The organism is Mesorhizobium oxytropidicola, from assembly GCF_056174625.1.
In genome coordinates this window covers 383,437-401,682 of record NZ_CM149692.1, presented here as the reverse complement: position 1 = coordinate 401,682, position 18,246 = coordinate 383,437, and the positions used below count along the sequence as shown (strand labels likewise).

Annotated in this window: 16 protein-coding genes and 1 pseudogene; 7 read left to right on the top strand and 10 right to left on the bottom strand. The window is 63.5% G+C overall.

Going from position 1 to position 18,246, the window contains the following annotated elements; all coding sequences use genetic code 11:
* Positions 1 to 26: 26 nt before the first annotated feature.
* On the top strand, positions 27 to 863 hold the full coding sequence (locus AC0V8S_RS01875) for a PhzF family phenazine biosynthesis protein (protein ID WP_475436646.1): 837 nt from the start codon (positions 27 to 29) through the stop codon (positions 861 to 863).
* A 9-nt stretch (positions 864 to 872) separates the two neighbouring features.
* Here AC0V8S_RS01875 and AC0V8S_RS01870 read toward each other — a convergent pair whose 3' ends face one another.
* The 3 genes from AC0V8S_RS01870 to AC0V8S_RS01860 all read right to left on the bottom strand — a co-directional run bounded on the left by AC0V8S_RS01870 (position 873) and on the right by AC0V8S_RS01860 (position 4,108).
* Positions 873 to 2,120, bottom strand: coding sequence for an LLM class flavin-dependent oxidoreductase (locus AC0V8S_RS01870; protein ID WP_475436645.1), 1,248 nt, complete (start codon positions 2,118 to 2,120; stop codon positions 873 to 875).
* Positions 2,117 to 3,094, bottom strand: coding sequence for an LLM class flavin-dependent oxidoreductase (locus tag AC0V8S_RS01865; protein ID WP_475436644.1), 978 nt, complete (start codon positions 3,092 to 3,094; stop codon positions 2,117 to 2,119). Before AC0V8S_RS01865 ends, AC0V8S_RS01870 begins: the two co-directional genes overlap by 4 nt.
* Positions 3,095 to 3,187: 93 nt before the next feature.
* Complete coding sequence (locus AC0V8S_RS01860; protein WP_475436643.1) at positions 3,188 to 4,108, bottom strand: LysR family transcriptional regulator; 921 nt, start codon at positions 4,106 to 4,108, stop codon at positions 3,188 to 3,190.
* 138 nt (positions 4,109 to 4,246) lie between these two features.
* Here AC0V8S_RS01860 and AC0V8S_RS01855 point away from each other — a divergent pair, with 138 nt between their 5' ends.
* The 4 genes from AC0V8S_RS01855 (at position 4,247) to AC0V8S_RS01840 (ending at position 8,622) form a co-directional block, all read left to right on the top strand.
* Positions 4,247 to 5,464 carry a urate hydroxylase PuuD gene (locus tag AC0V8S_RS01855; RefSeq protein WP_475436642.1) on the top strand — a complete coding sequence of 406 codons (1,218 nt, stop codon included), beginning with the start codon at positions 4,247 to 4,249 and terminating at the stop codon, positions 5,462 to 5,464.
* 1 nt (position 5,465) lies between these two features.
* Positions 5,466 to 6,779, top strand: a complete 1,314-nt coding sequence (guaD, locus tag AC0V8S_RS01850) for a guanine deaminase (RefSeq protein WP_475436641.1) — start codon at positions 5,466 to 5,468, stop codon at positions 6,777 to 6,779.
* A gap of 77 nt (positions 6,780 to 6,856) precedes the next feature.
* Positions 6,857 to 7,360, top strand: a complete 504-nt coding sequence (locus tag AC0V8S_RS01845) for a heme-degrading domain-containing protein (RefSeq protein ID WP_475436640.1) — start codon at positions 6,857 to 6,859, stop codon at positions 7,358 to 7,360.
* Complete coding sequence (locus tag AC0V8S_RS01840) at positions 7,357 to 8,622, top strand: glycerate kinase type-2 family protein (protein ID WP_475436639.1); 1,266 nt, start codon at positions 7,357 to 7,359, stop codon at positions 8,620 to 8,622. Before AC0V8S_RS01845 ends, AC0V8S_RS01840 begins: the two co-directional genes overlap by 4 nt.
* 8 nt (positions 8,623 to 8,630) lie before the next feature.
* Here AC0V8S_RS01840 and AC0V8S_RS01835 read toward each other — a convergent pair whose 3' ends face one another.
* The 4 genes and pseudogenes from AC0V8S_RS01835 to AC0V8S_RS01820 all read right to left on the bottom strand — a co-directional run bounded on the left by AC0V8S_RS01835 (position 8,631) and on the right by AC0V8S_RS01820 (position 14,213).
* Positions 8,631 to 10,097: a UdgX family uracil-DNA binding protein gene (locus AC0V8S_RS01835; RefSeq protein WP_475436638.1), complete on the bottom strand. Its 1,467-nt coding sequence runs from the start codon at positions 10,095 to 10,097 to the stop codon at positions 8,631 to 8,633.
* Between the two features lie 2 nt (positions 10,098 to 10,099).
* A complete protein-coding gene (locus AC0V8S_RS01830) occupies positions 10,100 to 11,335 on the bottom strand; it encodes a putative DNA modification/repair radical SAM protein (protein WP_475436637.1) in 1,236 nt (411 codons plus the stop codon).
* An 87-nt stretch (positions 11,336 to 11,422) separates the two neighbouring features.
* Entirely contained in the window at positions 11,423 to 12,823 is a 1,401-nt protein-coding gene (locus AC0V8S_RS01825; protein WP_475436636.1) for a glutamine synthetase family protein, read from the bottom strand.
* Positions 12,824 to 12,834: 11 nt separating this feature from the next.
* Positions 12,835 to 14,213 (bottom strand): annotated as a pseudogene (locus AC0V8S_RS01820) (aspartate aminotransferase family protein).
* A 156-nt stretch (positions 14,214 to 14,369) separates the two neighbouring features.
* Between AC0V8S_RS01820 and AC0V8S_RS01815 the strand changes: the two are divergent.
* The gene (locus AC0V8S_RS01815; protein ID WP_183464915.1) at positions 14,370 to 14,822 is read left to right on the top strand and encodes a hypothetical protein; all 453 of its coding nucleotides are present in this window, start codon (positions 14,370 to 14,372) and stop codon (positions 14,820 to 14,822) included.
* Positions 14,823 to 14,839: 17 nt separating this feature from the next.
* On the opposite strand, the gene AC0V8S_RS01810 is transcribed toward AC0V8S_RS01815, so the two are convergent.
* Positions 14,840 to 15,271 (bottom strand): MarR family winged helix-turn-helix transcriptional regulator, encoded by a 432-nt coding sequence (locus tag AC0V8S_RS01810; protein ID WP_475436635.1) that lies wholly within the window; start codon positions 15,269 to 15,271, stop codon positions 14,840 to 14,842.
* A 64-nt stretch (positions 15,272 to 15,335) separates the two neighbouring features.
* On the opposite strand from AC0V8S_RS01810, the gene AC0V8S_RS01805 reads away from it, so the two are divergent.
* Positions 15,336 to 15,791 carry a hypothetical protein gene (locus AC0V8S_RS01805; protein WP_475436634.1) on the top strand — a complete coding sequence of 152 codons (456 nt, stop codon included), beginning with the start codon at positions 15,336 to 15,338 and terminating at the stop codon, positions 15,789 to 15,791.
* A 2-nt stretch (positions 15,792 to 15,793) separates the two neighbouring features.
* Here AC0V8S_RS01805 and AC0V8S_RS01800 read toward each other — a convergent pair whose 3' ends face one another.
* Positions 15,794 to 16,768 carry a WD40 repeat domain-containing protein gene (locus AC0V8S_RS01800; protein WP_475436633.1) on the bottom strand — a complete coding sequence of 325 codons (975 nt, stop codon included), beginning with the start codon at positions 16,766 to 16,768 and terminating at the stop codon, positions 15,794 to 15,796.
* Positions 16,769 to 17,018: 250 nt separating this feature from the next.
* Positions 17,019 to 18,092, bottom strand: a complete 1,074-nt coding sequence (locus AC0V8S_RS01795; protein WP_475436632.1) for a CobW family GTP-binding protein — start codon at positions 18,090 to 18,092, stop codon at positions 17,019 to 17,021.
* Positions 18,093 to 18,246 lie beyond the last annotated feature (154 nt).

The window sequence follows — 18,246 nt, the reverse complement described above, 5'->3', positions numbered from 1 at the left end:
GGCATCGCGGCATGAGGTGTGGATACATGGACGTTCTGAAAATCGCGGCCTTTTCGGATGGCAACACCGGAGGCAATCCTGCCGGCGTCCTGATCGGCGATGTCTTGCCCGATGCGGCCGAGATGCAACGCCTGGCGGCGGAGGTGGGGTTCTCGGAGACGGCCTTTGCCGCGCCGGACGGAGACAACTGGCGGGTCCGCTATTTCTCGCCGGAAACCGAGGTTCCCTTCTGTGGGCACGCGACGATCGCCTTGGGGGCCGCCCTTGTCCGACGATTTGGCGACGGGATTTTCTCGCTGAAACTCAATCAGGCCAGCATCACCGTAGAAGGGTTCCGTGATGGCGCCAACGTTGCCGCCGCCTTGCAATCGCCGCCGACACGCAGCAAGCCGGCGCCGCCTGAGTTGATTGCCGAGGCGCTGGCGCTGTTCGACTATGCCGCGACCGATCTCCATCCTGCCATTCCGCCCGCGCTGATTCATGGCGGCGCCGACCATCTGATTCTGGCCCTGAAGTCGCGCGAGGCACTGGCTGCCATGCGCTACGAGCTTAAAGCCGGGCAGTCCCTTATGCGGCGCGAAGGGCTGGTGACGATCCTGCTGGCCCATGCCGAAACGCCACGGCTCTTCCACACGCGCAACCCCTTTGCCTCTGGCGGCGTCTATGAGGATCCGGCGACGGGCGCCTCGACGGCCGCCTTTGCCGGCTACCTCCGCGACATCAGATGGCCGCATGGCGGCGCGATCGATGTCGTGCAAGGCGAGGACATGGGCATGCGCTCGCGCCTGCATGCCGATATTCCGGCCGAGACAGGCAGCTCGATCAGGGTTTCAGGCACCGCCCGCATGATGGACGAAGCATAGAAGCCGGCGTCAGGCCGGCCGTTTCAAGCCCAGATGGTCGCGCAGTGTGCGGCCTTCGTATTCCCGGCGAAACCAGCCGCGCCGCTGCAGCTCCGGCACAACCAGCGTGGCAAAGGCGTCGAGTTCGCCGGGGAAGTATGACGGCATCACGTTGAAGCCGTCGGCCGCGCCGCCTTCGAACCGCGCCTGCAACTCGTCGGCGACCTGCGCCGCCGTGCCGACAATGCGCCAATGGCCCCGCGCGCCTGCAAAATGGCGGGCAAGCTGCCGGATGGAAAGGCCGTCGCGGCGCGATTGCTCGACGACCAGCGCCTGCCGGCTTTTCATCCCCTCGCTCTCCGGCAGTTCGGGCAATGGCCCATCGATCGGATAGCGCCCGAGATCGGAGATGCTGAGATAGCTGGACAGCAGCGCCACGCCGACATCGTCGGGGATGAGCGCCTGCAACTCCTCGTGTTTCTCGCGGGCTTCAGCTTCGGTTTCCGCCACCACGGGTGAGACGCCCGGCATGATCTTGATGTCGCCAGGCTCACGCCCATAGGTGGCCAGGCGCCCTTTGAGATCGTCGTAGAAGGCCTTGGCTTCCTCAAACGTCTGCGCCGCCGTGAACACCACATCGGCGGTGCGGGCGGCAAGGTCGCGGCCGACATCCGAGGCGCCGGCCTGAACCATGACCGGCGCGCCCTGCGGCGACCGCGGCAGATCGAGCGGATCGCGCACCGAAAAGCTCTGGCCGTCATGGCCAGGAGACTTGCCCTGCCAAAGCCGGGTGACCACCTCGGCGAATTCGCGCGCCCGCTCATAGCGGTCGGCATGGGGCTTGAGACCCGTCGAGCCGAAATTGGCGGCTTCGATGGGGCTGGCCGAGGTCACCAGGTTCCAGCCGGCCCGGCCGCCGCTCAGATGGTCGAGCGACAAAAAAGTCCGCGCCAGGCCATAAGGCTCGTTGTAGCTTGTCGAGGCCGTCGAAACGAGGCCGATATGGCTGGTCTGGACCGCCAGCGCCGACAGCAGGCTGATCGGCTCGAAGCCGATCGAGCGCGACGTCTGGCTGGCGATGCCGACATTGGCCTCGCGCAGGCCGGCGGCATCCTCGCAGAAGATCATGTCGAACTTCGCCGCTTCCGCCGTGCGCGCCAGCTGGATGTAATGGTCGATGTCGATGCCGGCGGTCACATGTGCCTTCGGGTGACGCCAGGCGGCGATGTGATGGCCCGTCGCCCACAGGAAGGCGCCGAGCTTCATCCGCGCGGTCATTGCTCACCTCCGCCGGCAAGTCCGAGATGCGAGCGCAACGTCGTGCCGCGATAGCTCTCTCGAACCACGCCGCGCTGCCGCAACTCGGGCAGAACGCGATCGGCGAAATCGTCGAGCACCGAACGCTGCGCTGGCAGCCGTATGTTGAAACCGTTGCAGCTCTTTGCACGGAATTGGGTTTCCAGCCTGTCTGCGGTGGCGGCCGGCTTGTCTTCGGCGGTGAGCGAGATATTCATTAGCACCTTCACAGCGTGCGGATCGCGCCCAGCGGCCGTGGCGCGGCGCTTCAGATCGTCAAAGCGTACTTTCGCGCTCTCGACCGATCCGCTCTCCAGCAAAATGACATCGGCGGTGCGGGCGGCAATGTCGAAATCGGCTTCCGTCAGGCCCGACAACACCAGCACCGGCGTATCCTGCGGCGAGCGCGCGACGTTCAATGGCCCGCGTACGGAGAAGAACTCGCCCTTGTGGTCGAGCAGATGCATCTTTTCTGGGGCATGGAATCGGCCGCCGCTCTTGTCGAACAGCAACGCATCCGCATCCCAGCCCTGCCACAGGCCTTGAACGATGCCGATATATTCCTCGCTGCGGCGGCGAAAGTCGGTATCGGAAAACCCTTCCGGCCGGCTGAAATTGGCCGCCTCGCGCGGGCTTTGCGCCATCATCGCATTCCAGCCGGCACGGCCATGGCTGATGATGTCGAGCGAAGCAAAACGGCGCGCCAGATTGTAGGGCTGATGGGCAATGGTCGAGGCTGTGGCGACCAGCCCAATCCTGTTCGTCACTGTCGCCAGGGCGGCCAGCAGCGTCGTGGCCTCGAACGGGCTGCTCGACAGCCCGTCCGCGGTGTCGGAAATCGCGACCATGTCGACGCCAGCCGCTTCTGCCTGTCGCACGAATTTGCTGATCCGGCTGAAATCCAGCACGGCCTCTCCGGTGGCGGCAGCGATGTCGAGCGAAATGGCGAGATGCATCGCACCAACCTAAGTTCGCCGCTGCGCAAGGCAAGCCCGGCGAATGGACCAGAAGGCCGGCACTTGCCGGCCAGCCCCGGTTGCTGCCCGGCCCTACTTACCGGCCAGAATATCCTTGATCAGCCGCTGGCAGCGCTCGGCCATGAAGTCGAGCAAAAGCCGCACCTTGGGGTCCTGCAGCTTCTTGTGCGGATAGACAGCGGCGAACTGCACTGGTGTCGGCGGCGTGTTGGCCAGGATCACTTGCAGCCGCCGGTCGCGGATGAAGGGTTCGACCTCGAAGCGCGGCTTGTTGATGATACCGCGCCCCGACAGTGCCCAGCCGGTCAGCACGTCGCCGTCGTCGGTGTCGTAGGGCCCGTGCACCTCGAATTTCTGCGGCCCGGTCGGGGTCTGCAGCGTCCAGACATATTCGCGCGCGCCGGAATAGCGCAGCATCAGGCAGTCGTGCTTCTTGCCGATCAGCTCTTGCGGCTCCATCGGTTCGCCTCGCGCCTCGAGATATTTCGGCGCCGCCACCAGCACGCGCTCGCATTCCATGATGCCGCGCATCCTGAGGCTGGAATCCTCGATGATGCCGAGCCGGAAGGCGACGTCGATGCCTTCCTTCATGATGTCGACATTGTGGTCCGAGAGCCTCAGCCGCACCTCGATATCGGGATATTTGTCGTGGAAATCGGGAATACCCGAGGCCACCAGCCGGCGACCGAGGCCGAGCGGCGCGGTCACGCGTATGGTACCGCGCGGCTGGCCGGACAGCGCCGATACCGCGGCTTCCGCTTCGGTGATTGCCTCCAGCACCTGCTTGGCGCCGGCGTAAAACACCGTGCCATGCTCGGTCGGCATCAACTGCCGCGTCGTGCGGTTGAACAGCCGCACGCCCAGATGCTTCTCCAACTCCTTGATGCGGTTGGAGGCGACCGCGGGCGAAATGCGCATGTCACGGCCCGCCGCCGACAGATTGCCGAGTTCGACGACGCGGACGAAGACGGCGATGTTGTCGAGATAGGCCATGCAGATTTCGTGGCTCTCATGCGGCTGCGTATAGCCAGCCTAGTATTTTCCATTTTTTTTTGAAAGTCATCGTACACCTCGCCTCTTTCCGTTTGCGTGCGACACCGTAAAGTCGCGTCATCGGCAGGGACGACTTCAATGATGGATTTCGCGATTTTCTGGGACTGGCTGAGCTTCGCCGTGCGGTGGCTGCATGTCATCACCGGCATCGCCTGGATCGGCTCGTCCTTCTATTTCGTCGCGCTCGATCTCGGCCTGCGCCAGCGTCCGGGCATGCCCGTCGGCGCCTTCGGCGAGGAATGGCAGGTGCATGGCGGCGGCTTCTACCACATCCAGAAATATCTGGTGGCGCCGGCCGAGATGCCGGAGCACCTGACCTGGTTCAAATGGGAATCCTACGCCACCTGGCTGTCGGGCTTCGCCATGCTGTGCGTGGTCTACTATGCCGGCGCCGATCTGTTCCTGATCGACCCCAATGTGCTGCCAATGTCGGTCCCGGTCGGTATCCTTTTGTCCATGGCCACGATCGGCGTCGGCTGGGTGGTCTATGATCTGCTCTGCCGCTCGCCGCTCCGCAAAAGCGACACAGGCCTGATGCTGGTGCTTTACTGCGTGCTGGTGTTCATCGCCTGGGGCCTCACGCACCTGTTCACCGGCCGCGCCGCCTTCCTGCATCTGGGCGCCATCACCGCGACGATCATGTCGGCCAACGTCTTCATGGTCATCATTCCCAACCAGAAGATCGTCGTCGCCGACCTCATCGCCGGCCGCAAGCCCGACCCGAAATACGGCAAGATCGCCAAGCAGCGCTCGCTCCACAACAACTATCTGACGCTGCCCGTTTTGTTCCTGATGCTGTCGAACCACTATCCGCTGGCATTCGGCACCGAGTTTAACTGGGTCATCGCCTCTTTGGTGTTCATCATAGGCGTGCTGATCCGGCACTATTTCAACACCGTGCACAAGCGTGCCGGCAACCCGCACTGGACCTGGCTCGGCGCCCTTGTCCTGTTCATCATCATCATCTGGCTGTCGACCGTGCCGAAGGTGCTGACCGGTGAGCCCAAGGCGTCCGCCTCGGCGGACATCTATATCGCCTCCGCCCATTTCCCGGCGGTGCGCGACACCGTGCTCGGCCGTTGCTCGATGTGCCATGCTCAGGAACCGGTCTATGAAGGCATCTATCATGCGCCCAAGGGCGTGATGCTCGACAGTGATGCGGCAATCGCCAACCATGCCCGCGAGATCTATCTGCAGGCCGGCCGCAGCCACGCCATGCCGCCCGCCAATGTCTCGCAGATTACGGACAAGGAACGGGCGCTGCTGGTGGCCTGGTTCGAAGGCGCAGGGAAATAGCATGAATTCGACACTTCTACGCGGCCGCACACTGTCCTTCGTGCGTTGGCCCGAGACCATCGACGACCACTCGGCCTGGCGCTACGAGGAAGATGGCGGCCTTTTGATCCGCGACGGCAAGATCGTTGCTTCGGGCGCCTACCGCGATGTCGAGAAACAGGCCGGTGAGGGTGCCAAAAAAATCGATCACCGGCCGCACCTTTTGCTGCCGGGCTTCATCGATACCCACGTGCATTTCCCGCAAATGCAGGTCATCGCCTCCTATGGCGCCGAACTGCTCGACTGGCTGAACACCTACACCTTCCCGGAAGAGACGAAGTTCGCCAACGCGCAGCATGGCCGCCGCATCGCGCGGCTATTTCTTGACGAGATGGTGCGGCACGGAACCACAACAGTCACCGCCTACTGTTCGGTGCACAAGGCTTCCGCAGAAGCCTTTTTCGCCGAATCGCATGACCGCAACATGCTCAACATCGCCGGCAAGGTGATGATGGACCGCAATGCCCCCGAAGGCGTGCTCGACACGCCGCAATCCGGCTATGACGACACCAAGGCGCTGATCAAGGAGTGGCACGGCAAGGGGCGCCAGCACTACGCCATCACGCCCCGCTTCGCCATCACCTCCTCGCCGGAGCAGATGGAGATGGCCGGCGCGCTGTGCCGAGAACATCCCGGCCTGCACATGCAGACGCATCTGTCGGAAAACCACGCCGAGATCGCCTTCACGCAGCAGCTTTACCCCTGGTCGCGCGACTATACGGATGTCTACGAACATTACGGTCTGCTGGGCAAAAAGAGCCTGTTCGGCCACTGCATCCATCTGTCGGAGCGTGAGGCGGACGCGCTTTCGGAAAGCGGCTCGGTGGCGGTGTTCTGCCCGACCTCGAACCTGTTCCTCGGTTCCGGCCTGTTCGACTACCAGCGCTTCCGGCGTCGGGAAAAGCCGTTGCGCATAGCCGCCGCCACCGATGTCGGCGGCGGCACCAATTACTCCATGCTGCGCACCATGGATGAAGGCTACAAGGTGATCGCGCTGAATGGCGAGAAGCTGAACCCGTTCCAGTCCTTCTGGCAGATCACGCGCGGCAATGCCGAGGCGCTCTCGGTGGCCGACAAGATCGGCACGCTGGATCAGGACACCGATGCCGACATTGTCGTGCTCGATGCCAGGGCGACGCCGGCGATGCGGCTCAGGATGGAAACGGCACAGACGCTGGCGCAGGAATTGTTTCTGCTGCAGACGCTCGGCGACGACCGCGCCGTGCGCGAGGTTTATGTCGCGGGGCGGGCGGCCAAGAGCGACATGGCGATTTAGAGCGCCAGCTGCGTTCATTGCTTGACCCGGCGGCAGCCATCGGTCAAAGCGTGCGGCGAAGTTGACAGGGGAACGACATGGCCGTTGCTGACGACATCGCTCTGATCCGGAAACAGGAAGAGACGCTGGTCTTCCCGGCCTTCGATGAGGCCGTCGCCTTCAAGATCGGTTCGGCGATTCGCAAGCGCGCGATCGCCGAAAACCTGCCCATCATCGTCGACATCAGGCTGTGGGACCGGCCGCTGTTCTATGCGGCCTTTCCAGGGTCGAATGCTTCCAACCCCGACTGGGCGCGGCGCAAGATCAATGTGGTCAGGCGGTTTCTCAGAAGCACCTACCGCATGGTGCTGGAACAGCAGCGCCCTGACCGCGCCTTCAAGCTTGGCGAGGGCCTCGACATCTCGGACTACGTGCTCGCCGGCGGCGGCTTTCCGGTCACCGTCAAGGGTGCCGGCGTTATCGGCGTGATCGCGGTTTCAGGCCTGCCGGAGCGCGAGGATCATGGCGTGGTGGTCGATGCGCTGTGCGATTATCTCGGCATAGACAAGCACGGGCTGTCATTGTCCAGGGAAGCCGAATGACCGTGCTCGATCCCAGGGCCTTCCTTACCTCGATCTTCGACGCTGCCGTCACCGCCGCCGATCCGGAGCGGACGATCAGGGATCATCTGCCGGCCAAGCCGAAGGGTCGCACAATCGTCATTGGGGCGGGAAAAGGTTCGGCGCAGATGGCGGCGGCGTTCGAGAAGGTCTGGGACGGGCCGATTGAAGGGCTGGTCGTCACCCGCTACGGCTATGGCGCCAAATGCGAGCGCATCGAGATCATCGAGGCCGCGCATCCGGTGCCGGACGCTGCCGGGCTCGAGGCCTCGCGCCGTCTGCTCGCCAAGGTCCAGGGTCTCACCGAGGACGATCTCGTCGTGGCGCTTATCTCCGGCGGCGGCTCGGCGCTGCTGCCCTCACCGGCCGCCGGCCTGACGCTGGCCGACGAGATCGCCGTCAACGAGGCGCTGCTTGCCTCCGGCGCGCCGATCGCGGCGATGAACACCATCCGCAAGCATCTTTCCACCATCAAGGGCGGCCGGCTGGCCGCCGCCTCCTGGCCGGCCAAGGTGGTGTCGCTGGTTGTGTCAGACATTCCCGGCGACAACCCGGCCCTTGTCGCCTCCGGCCCGACGGTTCCCGACACCGGCAGCCGCGAAGACGCACTGGCCTCGATATCGGCCTACGGCATGAAGCTGCCGGCCTCGGTGATGGCGCATATCAATTCTCCGGCGGCCGATGCGCCAAATCCCGGAGATGAGCGCTTCTCGCGCAACGAGGTGCATCTGATCGCCTCCGCCGGCGTGTCGCTGGAGGCGGCGGCCGTCGAAGCGAAACGGCAAGGCATCGAGGCTGTCATCCTCTCCGATGCTATCGAGGGCGAAGCGCGCGAAGTCGGCGGCGTCCACGCTGCCATCGCGCGCGAAGTGGCGACGCGCAACCGGCCTTTTTCGAAGCCGGTGCTGATCTTGTCTGGCGGTGAAACGACGGTGACCTTGCGCGCCAAAGGCAAGGGCGGCCGCAACTCTGAATTCCTGCTTGCCTTCGCCATCGGCATCACCGGCGCGGAAAATATTCATGCGCTGGCCGCCGACACGGACGGCATCGACGGTTCGGAAAACAATGCCGGTGCCTTCGCCGATGGCTCGACCGTATCGCGCATGCGCGCGGCGGGTGTGGACGCCAAGGCGATGCTGGCCGGTAACAATGCATGGACGGCGTTCAACGCGGTTGGCGATCTGTTTGTGCCCGGACCTACGGGCACGAATGTCAATGATTTGAGGGCGATTCTGATCCGATAGGCGACCGGTCAGCCAGCCATCAACCGCCTCACCTCTCTCATATCCTGCAAAAAACGCTCGCGCTCGGCTTCCTTCTCCGCAGGCTCCTGAATGCGCAGGATGAAGGACGGATGGATGGTGATGAAAACCCTCAGCCCATCCTCACGCTCGATCACTTGGCCGCCCATCTTTGTCACCGGGATCGCCTTGCCGAGCAGCGACAACGCAGCCGTTGCGCCGAGCGCCACGGCAAGCTCCGGCTTGATCAGCGCGAATTCCTTGTCGATCCACCAGCGGCAGGCCTGGACCTCGCCGGCATTCGGCTTGGAATGGATGCGTCGCTTACCGCGCGGCTCGAATTTGAAGTGTTTCACCGCGTTGGTGACGTAGACTTTCTGGCGATCGACGCCCGCATCGTCCAGTATCGCATCGAACACTTTGCCCGCAGGGCCGACAAAAGGTTTGCCGGCGAGATCCTCCTGATCGCCGGGCTGTTCGCCGACGAAGATGACCTTGGCATTGTTAGGCCCTTCGCCGAACACGGTCTGCGTCGCATCGCGCCATAACGGGCAACGACGGCAACCTTTTGCGGCCTCGCGCAACTCGGAAATGCTGCTCGCGTCATCACCCTGCAGCGTCTCTGCGGGCTGCTTCGGCCAGTGCCTGGACTGCACCTTGGCGTGGTGCGGAGCGGGCGTTGTCGGCATTCTGGCGATCATCTCCTTGGCGGCCTTATCTGCTCCTGCGATCAGCTCTGGAATGAGCGAGGCCTCGGGAAGGTTCCGCCAATATTTCTTCGGCATCTCCTTCTGCATGGCCTTCACCTTCAGCCGTGCCGGATTGAAGATGTTCTCGAAATAGGTGCGCCACAGCGCCTCGGTATCGTCCTCGGCTGGCGCGTCGCCCTTGGCGGCGCCCGGCCCGATCGTCAGTCTTTCGCCGTCCCAGTCGGCCGACGCATAAGGAGTCAGGATCGTCCAGCGCATACCGGTGAAGCGCCTGACGAAGAAATCCGCATTGCGCTCGACGATGAAATGGTCGGGCTCGAACCAGGCGACATAGCGCTCCTCGCAGCCATCGCTGATTTTTCGGAAGCGGACGAAGGCATGCATCTTGTGGCTGTCGCGCCGTACCGCCTTTTCCATCGCCTCGAGCCGCCTGGTATCTGGATCCGACGCGATCGCCAGCAGCTTGGGCTCGCTGCGCAATCGCCACAGCAGCCGGTAGAGAAAGGCGAACCGGCTGGGGTCGGAATGGCAGAAAGCGGTTTCGGCGCGCTCGATGAAGTCGCGCGGCACCACGAGCTGCGCGCCCGCAGGCGCAGCCGGCAAATCGCTCGGCCGGCGGTCAGAACCGGCCGCGACATGCCAGCTAATGTCTTCTGGTCTGACCTCGTTCAGCACCAGCCGCCGCGCTGCATCACGCCAGCCGGCAAAATCGGTCTCGCTGTCGAGCATGACACTAAACCGGGCAAGATTGAGCTCAGCCGGCCGCATGGTCAAAACAATGACAGCTGTTCGCAGGAGCGCATGATCTTGTCGCGCAAGCCCTGCTTATCGGTGAGCGTTCCCGGCGACCAACCCTCCGCCACGATGAACGGCCTGAGCTTGGCGATCGACTGGCAAATCCGCCCGACATCTTCGAGCCGCAGCCGCCGGTGGCGGCGTGTCTCCAGGATTTTCGCCACCACCTTGGTGCCGAGACCGGGAACGCGCAGCAGGGATTCGCGGTCGGCGCGGTTGATGTCGACGGGAAACTGTCCCCTGTTGCGCAGCGCCCAGGCGAGTTTGGGGTCGATGGCAAGGTCGAGCATGCCATCGCCGCTACCCGCCAGGATCTCCGGTTGCGAAAATCCGTAAAACCGCATCAGCCAGTCGGCCTGATAAAGCCGGTGTTCGCGCATGAGCGGCGGCTTCTGCAGCGGCAGCGACGACGACGAATCCGGGATCGGGCTGAAGGCCGAATAATAGACGCGCCGCAGATGGTAGCTGCCATAGAGCCGCGCGCTGGTGTGCAATATGCCGTCGTCGGATGTCTTGTCGGCGCCGACGATCATCTGCGTCGACTGGCCACCCGGCGCAAAGCGTTCGCGCTTTTTGGTCCTCAGCGTCGGCTCGGCCTTTTCCTCCATCTTCTGGCGCAGCGTGGCCATGGAAAGACGGATCGTTTCCGGCTTCTTCTCCGGCGCCAGCTTTTTCACGCCTTCGTCGGTCGGCAGTTCGACATTGATCGACAGCCGGTCGGCATAGAGGCCGGCCTTTTCGACCAGTTCCGCCGAGCTTTCCGGAATGGTTTTCAGATGAATATAGCCGGAGAATTTTTCCTCCAGCCGCAGCCGTCGCGCCACCTCGACCATCTCGCCCATGGTTTCATCGGGCGAACGGATGACGCCTGACGACAGGAACAGGCCCTCGATATAGTTGCGCCGGTAGAAATCCATCGTCAGCTTCACCACCTCGTCGATGCTGAAGCGGGCGCGCCTTACATTCGAGGACGAGCGGTTGATGCAATAGCTGCAATCGTAGATGCAGAAATTGGTGAGCAGGATTTTCAAGAGCGAAATGCAGCGGCCGTCCGGTGCATAGGAATGGCAGATGCCCATGCCTTCGGTGGAACCGATGCCGCCTGACATCAGCCAATCCTTCTTCGCCGAGCCGGATGAGGCGCAGGAGGCGTCATATTTGGCGGCGTCGGACAGGATCGCCAGCTTTTCACGGACGGTGAGAGCGCTCATTTGTTCATGATATGTTCTGAACAGCTGCCGCGCTACCTCATTTGGCATAGGCGGCGAAAAAAGTGATCGCCGCCTACCATAAGGTCGTCAAACCTCGTGCAGATAGAGATGATAATCCAGTTCGCTGACCGTGCGTGCCACGCGCAGATATTCAGACTGTTTGATCGCCACGAAGGTGCGGTGCAGGTCTTCGCCAAGCGCGCCTTTCAGGAAGCTGGACGCCTTGGCCGCCTCGATCGCCGCGCGCCAATCAGCCGGCATTGTCGTGCGCGTGACGGCAGCCTCATAGCCGTTGCCGGTCGTTTCGGGGCCAGGATCGAGCCCTTCATCGAGGCCTTTGATGATGCCGGCGAGCACTGTCGCGGCGATCAGATAGGGATTGGCGTCGACGCCCGACGGCCGATGCTCGATGCGACGGTTCTTCGCGTCGCCCGCCGGTACGCGCAGCGCCACCGAACGGTTGTTGACGCCCCAGGTCGGCGCCACCGGCGCATAGGACTGCGAGACGAAGCGCCGCCAGGAATTGGCGTGCGGCGCAAACACCAGCATCGATTCCGCCATCGTCTGGATCAGCCCGCCAAGCCCTTGCAACAGGGGTAGCGACCAGCTCTCGCCGCCGGCTTCGGCAAAGACGTTACGGCCGGCTCTGTCCTGCAGCGAGACGTGGAAATGCATGCCCGAGCCGGCATATTTCTCGATCGGTTTGGCCATGAAGCAGGCGGTGACGCCATGGCGGCGCGCCTGCGCCCGCACCAGCCGCTTCAGCATGACGAGGTCGTCGGCCGCCCGCATCACATCCTTGCGGTAGTTCAGCGTCAGCTCGTACTGGCCCGGCGCATATTCGGATATCACCGTCTCGGCCGGAATGCCTTGCGCCTTGGCGGCGGCATAGATGTCGGAGAACAGCGGCTCCATGCCGTGCAGGTGGTCGACGGAATAGACCTCCGTCTTGCCCGAGACACGGCCATCGAGCACCGCGCGCGCCGGCTGCACCTTGCCCTCGGCGTCGCGCTCATTGGCCAGCAGGAAAAATTCGAGTTCAAAGGCGCCGGCCGGGTAAAGCCCCTTGGCCGCCAATATCTCGACCTGCCGGGCCAGCGCCAGCCGCGGGTCCGACGACATGGGCTGGCCGTCGAGGTGATACATCGCCATCAGCACCTGGCCGCGCGGCGGGTTGGTGCCGTAGAGCGGCACCAATGTGCCGGGAATCGGCCATGCCCGGAGATCGCCGTCGCCGGTCGTCCAGATCAGACCGGTCTCGTGCACGTCCTCACCGGTGATGTCGAGGCCGAGGATCGAGATCGGCATATGCCGCCCGCCCTCGAAAATGCTCTTCAACTCGTGGCGGCGCACGATCTTGCCGCGGCCGACGCCATTGGCGTCGGTCAGCACGATATCGAAGGCCTCGATCTCGGGATGGGCGTCGAGAAAAGCTTGCGCCTCGGTGGGCGAAGACCCCGAAGGGGAGGTCACAATGGCATTGTCCATGGCCGCTTGTCTCATGCCGCAAGCTTTGCCGCAACCGCGGCGAAGGCGCTGATCAGCCGGTTGACCTGGGCGCCTGACGTCGCAGGCGAGATCAGCATCATGTTGTGGAAGGGCGCGATCAGCACGCCGCGATTGACCAGCGCGACATGGATGGCGGCTTCCAGTTCCGGCGCATGCGCGGTCTCGGCTTCGGCGCCGTTGCGCAACGGGCCGGGTGCGCAGATGAATTCGACGCGGGCGCCGACACGCGCGACATGCCAGGGCAGACGATAGCGGTCGATCACCCCGGTTAGCCCGGCATCCAGACGCCGCGCCAGATGGTCCATGCGGTCATAATTTTCCTCGGTCATCACCTCTTCGAGCGTGGCGCGCATGGTGGCGAATTGCAGCGGGTTGGCCGACAGTGTCGTGCCCATGCCGGAATAGCCGGGCTCCTTTGTCCTGTTGTAGTCGGCATAGCGCGAGGCGACTTCATCGCTCATGCCCACACACTTGCCGGCACGCCGCCGGCGATCGGCTTGCCCAGCACGAAGAAGTCCGGGTCGAGCCCGTATTTCCTGGTGTAGCCGCCGGGGCCGGTCGAGATCGTGTGCGTCTCGTCGATCAGGAGCAGCGTGCCGGTCTCGCGCGTCGACTTTCGCAGCGCGTCATGGAAGCCGGGGTCGGCCAGCACCATGCAGGAATTGGTCAGCACCGGCTCGGCGATGACGCAAGCAACGTCCCCGTCCTTGAGCGCTGCTTCCAACGCAGCGACGTCGTTGAACTCGATCACCTTGGCCGTGCGGGTCAGGTCGCGGAACTCGCCCGCCAGTCCCGGCCGGTTGACGGGCTTGCCGTCGATCAGCCGCACCATCGTCTCGTCGACCGAGCCGTGGTAGCAGCCATTGAAGACCAGGATCTTTTCACGACCGGTGACGGCACGGGCCACGCGCAACGCAAAGCGGTTGGCGTCGGTCGCCGTCGTCGCGATCTGCCAGAACGGCAGGCCGAAGCGCTGCTGCAGCAGCGGCCCGATGGCAAGCGCGTCTTCCGAGGGCAGCATATAGGTCAGGCCGCGTCCGGCCTGGCGGCGGATCGCGCGCGCCACCGGCGGCGGCGAATGGCCGAACATCGAGCCGGTGTCGCCAAGGCAGAAATCGTCGAGCCTGTTGCCGTCTATGTCGGTGATCGCAGCGCCTTTGGCGCTGTCGACCAGGATCGGAAACGGCGTCGGCCAGTCGTTCATCCAGTGCATCGGCACGCCGCCGAAGAAACCGGGCAGGCCGTTGCCGACCTTGGCTTGCGATTTCGGCCGTGCCTTGCGGAAGGCCGCCCCTTCGGTTTCGCGCAATTGTGCGATGCGGTCACGGCCGATGCCGCCGATGGTCTTTGAACTGTCGCTGCTGTGCATGGAAACCCCTCTCGTCCGTACCTCTTAGCCAATCCATGTCCGCAATCGCAATTGGCCGCGCGTCTGCCCTGCATTGGCTCAGCCTTTGGCGGCGGCGCTTGACCGTGCTGCCGAAGTCGGCGCCAATATGAGTGGGAATTGAGGAGGGGGACAAAAATGCGGACAATCATCTGTGTGGCAATGCTTCTGGTGTCGGCCAGCACCGCCTTCGCCTCGGGCGGCATCTGGTGCAATGTCGACGATACGGCGGTGACATTCGACGTCGGCGCCGGCGTCACCAGAGGCATGGGCGGCCCGACCTTCAACTTTCGCGGCGATCTCGAAATCAAGGCGAGGCCGGCTGGCGATGGACTGCGCAAAACGGTGTTCGAGAATTCCAACCTGACCCAGTACTGGCTGGACGACAAGGAGTTGCGGCTGAACATCTACCGCGAGCACGAGGTGGCAAACGCCTTCAATTCGGTCGAACTGACGATCCTGACAAAGGCCAGCGACGAAGGCGTCTATGACGGGCAGTACACGCTTGCCGTCTATGACAATGCGGCCGACACGGACAAGGATGGCAAGCCGGCGGAGTTGACGGGCAAGGTGTCGTGCGGGGCCGAGTAGGCTTGCCGGTCGTTGTGTCAGTCTGCCTGCATCGAGGCGATGGCGCGCCGCATCAGGTCGAGAAACACCAGCCGTTCGTCCTCGCTGAAGCCGGTCAGCGCCACCTCGTTCTGTGAACGCGCGGCCTGTGTCGCCGGCTCGCGCAGGCCAACGGCTTTCGCTGTGAGATGGATCGACTGCGAGCGTCCGTCTTCTGGATGCAGGCGTCGCTCGATCAAGCCGTCACGCTCCATGCGGATCAGCGTGTTGGCCATCGTCGCCTGTTCCACGTTGAGACGCTGCACGAGTTCGCGTTGCGTCAGGCCATCCTCATCCCACAGCGCCAGCAGCGTCATGAACTGGGCGGGCGCCAGGCCGAGCGGCCGGATGCGCTGCTGCAGCCCGTTGGCAAACAACCGCGCCATGTGGTTGGCCAGGAATCCGGCGGATCGTTCCTTCTGAAATGCCATGCCTGTCAGATAACAGTTGAATAGCATGCTATGCAATGATATATAGCTTGCTATGGAGATGAAGATGAAAACCAGGATTCATGCAGCGGCGGGCGCCGTCGCGCTCATCGCGGTTTCGGCCTTCTGGCTGTCGACGGCCACGGTTGAGCTGCTCGGCGACACGACCGCGATCGCAATGGTCAAGAACTGCGTGCTGGCCGGCATGGCGGTGCTCATACCGGCGATGATCATCGCCGGCGCGTCGGGCTTTTCGCTTAGCAAGGGCTGGAAGAGCCCGGTCGTGGCACGCAAAGCGCGGCGCATGCGCATCATCGCCGCCAACGGATTGCTGGTGCTCGTGCCCTCGGCCTTCCTGCTCAGCAGCTTTGCCACGGCCGGTCGCTTCGACAGCCTTTTCACGATCGTCCAGGCGATCGAACTGGTAGCCGGCGCAACGAATATCGCATTGCTGTCGCTTAACATGCGCGATGGGCTGTCGCTGCGGCGCAAGCCTGTTCGGCTGGCCGCGCGGGCGCGGTGAGTTCAGGCCGTGATGTCGATGATGCCACAGTCGCCGGCGGCGCTGCCGAAGGCGATGCGGCGTTCTTCCTTGTCCCACATCATCGAGGTGATCGCGCCCTTGCCCTGCCGGCGCAGCAGCACTTCCTTGGCATCGGCGAAGCGCGCGGCGATCACCATGCCGTCCTCGTAGCCGATCGCCACGACGTCCTGGCTTGGATGGCAGGCGACTGAGGTCACCATCGTGTTGCCGCGCGTGCCAAGCTCCAGCGGCGCCTTGCCCATCGGCCCGTCCTTGCCGGAAAACGGCCAGACGATCGCCGCCGGGGCGCCGGAACTCGCCAGCCATTTGCCTTTGACGCTCCATGACAGGCTTTTCACCTTGCCGGGATAGCCGGTCATGCGCATGTGCTTGCCGTCGGCGAGCTTCCAGCCATGAAGCGCATTTTCCTGCATGGTGGTGACAAGGAAAGCACCGTCCGGTGAAAAGGTGATGCCGGTGTGCGCGCCGGCCCATTCGAGTTCCACCGGCTTGCCCTCGGCGGCGGGGAAATGCAGCGTCGCGCCATTGTAGCGGGCGACGCCGAAGCGCATGCCCTTGGGCGAAAACGCCAGCCCCTCGACCGAACGCGGATGGGTAAATTCCCTTGTCTTTCCGTCGGCGAAGCGCACGAAGGCGGTCTTGCCCGTGGCATAGGCGATGGCGCCTTGCGGCCCGGCGGCGACGCTGGTGATCCACTTTTTCCCGGCGCTCGCCAGTTCGCTGAGATCGCCGCCGACTTTCACGGCAAACACCTTGCCGTCCTCGCCGCCGGTGATCAGCCGGTCGTTGGCTGAATCATGGAACGCCGCGAGCAGCCCGTCATTGGGCTGCACCGTCTTGTGGCCATTGTCGAGCCGATGGATGGCACCATCGGCCAGCGCGAAATGTGGCACGTCGCCGAGGAAAACGGCGGCAACGCAATGGCCTTCGAGGTCGAGAGGGGCGACTGTGGGCATCAGAACCATTCCAATGAAATTTGTCGCCAACCCCGGGAAGCCGCCAGCGCGGCCAGGTGTGGCGCCAACCTTCTCCCCTTGTGGGAGAAGGTGGATCGGCGCGTAGCGCCGAGACGGATGAGGGGTGGGTGACGGATCGCCGTCATTGCCAAGCTGGAACACCCCTCATCCGACCTCGCTTCGCGAGGCCACCTTCTCCCAAAAGGGGAGAAGGAAGAAGGGGCAGCGCTAGCGCCATAAAGTCAGGAAATCAAGCCGCCTGGCAGGCGTCAAAGCTCTTCTTCAGCCGCTCGGCGTCGAGTTCGCGGCCGATGAACACCAGCCGGCTCTCATGCTTCTCGCCGTCCTTCCAGGCGCGCTGGTGGTCGCCCTCGATGATCATGTGCACGCCCTGGATGACATAGCGCTCATCGTCGCCCTTGAGCGCGATGATGCCTTTCAGCCGCAGGATGTTCGGGCCTTCCATCTGGGTGATCTTCTCGATCCACGGGAAGAACTTTTTCGGGTCCATCTCGCCGCCGCGCAGCGACACCGACTGCACCGTCACGTCATGGATGTCGGACGGATGCGCATGGTCGTGGTGATGATGGTCATGCCCGTCATGATCATGGTGATCGTGGCCGTCATGGTCGTGATCGTGATCGTGGTCGTGATGATGGTGATCGTCATGCGCCTCGAGGAAATGCGGATCGTTTTCCAGCGCCCGCGACAGGTCGAAGGCGCCGCGGTCGAGCACTTCCGACAGCGCAACGCCGGCGCGGGTGGTGCGGTGGATCCTTGCCGCCGGATTGATGGCGCGGATCGTCGCCTCGACCTTGGCGAGTTCTTCCGGCGTGACCAGATCGGTCTTGTTGAGCACAACGACGTCGGCAAAGGCGATCTGGTCCTCGGCTTCCTTGGAATCCTTGAGCCTGAGCGGCAGATGCTTGGCATCGACCAGCGCCACCACCGCGTCGAGCTTGGTCTTGGAGCGCACGTCGTCATCCATGAAGAAGGTCTGCGCCACTGGCACCGGATCGGCGAGGCCGGTGGTTTCGACCACGATGGCGTCGAAGCGGCCGGGCCGGCGCATCAGGCCCTCGACGACGCGGATGAGGTCGCCGCGCACCGTGCAGCAGACGCAGCCATTGTTCATCTCGTAGATTTCCTCATCGGATTCCACGATCAGGTCGTTGTCGATGCCGATTTCGCCGAATTCATTGACGATGACCGCATAGCGCTTGCCGTGGTTCTCCGACAGGATGCGGTTGAGCAGCGTCGTCTTGCCGGCGCCGAGATAGCCGGTGAGAACGGTTACGGGAATCTGCGTCTGTGCATCGGTCATGGCTTGCCTCGAAATGACTGGGGCCCTGAAATCCAGGCCGCGAAAAAAGGGATTGTCGGCTCCATATAGGATGTGTGCGGGGCTTTTGCACGGGCAAACCAATGGGCCAAAGCGGCCGGCCGAGCTTGTCCCATGGTTATGGCAACGGAAAGCT

Bases quoted from the DNA above. Each gene is read 5' to 3' on its own strand.
- AC0V8S_RS01865 (WP_475436644.1), bottom strand. From the start codon at position 3,094: ATGCATCTCGCCATTTCGCTCGACATCGCTGCCGCCACCGGAGAGGCC.
- AC0V8S_RS01830 (WP_475436637.1), bottom strand. From the start codon at position 11,335: ATGAGCGCTCTCACCGTCCGTGAAAAGCTGGCGATCCTGTCCGACGCC.
- guaD (WP_475436641.1), top strand. From the start codon at position 5,466: ATGAATTCGACACTTCTACGCGGCCGCACACTGTCCTTCGTGCGTTGG.
- AC0V8S_RS01800 (WP_475436633.1), bottom strand. From the start codon at position 16,768: ATGCCCACAGTCGCCCCTCTCGACCTCGAAGGCCATTGCGTTGCCGCC.
- AC0V8S_RS01815 (WP_183464915.1), top strand. From the start codon at position 14,370: ATGCGGACAATCATCTGTGTGGCAATGCTTCTGGTGTCGGCCAGCACC.
- AC0V8S_RS01845 (WP_475436640.1), top strand. From the start codon at position 6,857: ATGGCCGTTGCTGACGACATCGCTCTGATCCGGAAACAGGAAGAGACG.
- AC0V8S_RS01805 (WP_475436634.1), top strand. From the start codon at position 15,336: ATGAAAACCAGGATTCATGCAGCGGCGGGCGCCGTCGCGCTCATCGCG.
- AC0V8S_RS01855 (WP_475436642.1), top strand. From the start codon at position 4,247: ATGATGGATTTCGCGATTTTCTGGGACTGGCTGAGCTTCGCCGTGCGG.
- AC0V8S_RS01795 (WP_475436632.1), bottom strand. From the start codon at position 18,092: ATGACCGATGCACAGACGCAGATTCCCGTAACCGTTCTCACCGGCTAT.
- AC0V8S_RS01870 (WP_475436645.1), bottom strand. From the start codon at position 2,120: ATGACCGCGCGGATGAAGCTCGGCGCCTTCCTGTGGGCGACGGGCCAT.
- AC0V8S_RS01860 (WP_475436643.1), bottom strand. From the start codon at position 4,108: ATGGCCTATCTCGACAACATCGCCGTCTTCGTCCGCGTCGTCGAACTC.
- AC0V8S_RS01875 (WP_475436646.1), top strand. From the start codon at position 27: ATGGACGTTCTGAAAATCGCGGCCTTTTCGGATGGCAACACCGGAGGC.
- AC0V8S_RS01835 (WP_475436638.1), bottom strand. From the start codon at position 10,097: ATGCGGCCGGCTGAGCTCAATCTTGCCCGGTTTAGTGTCATGCTCGAC.
- AC0V8S_RS01810 (WP_475436635.1), bottom strand. From the start codon at position 15,271: ATGGCATTTCAGAAGGAACGATCCGCCGGATTCCTGGCCAACCACATG.
- AC0V8S_RS01840 (WP_475436639.1), top strand. From the start codon at position 7,357: ATGACCGTGCTCGATCCCAGGGCCTTCCTTACCTCGATCTTCGACGCT.
- AC0V8S_RS01825 (WP_475436636.1), bottom strand. From the start codon at position 12,823: ATGGACAATGCCATTGTGACCTCCCCTTCGGGGTCTTCGCCCACCGAG.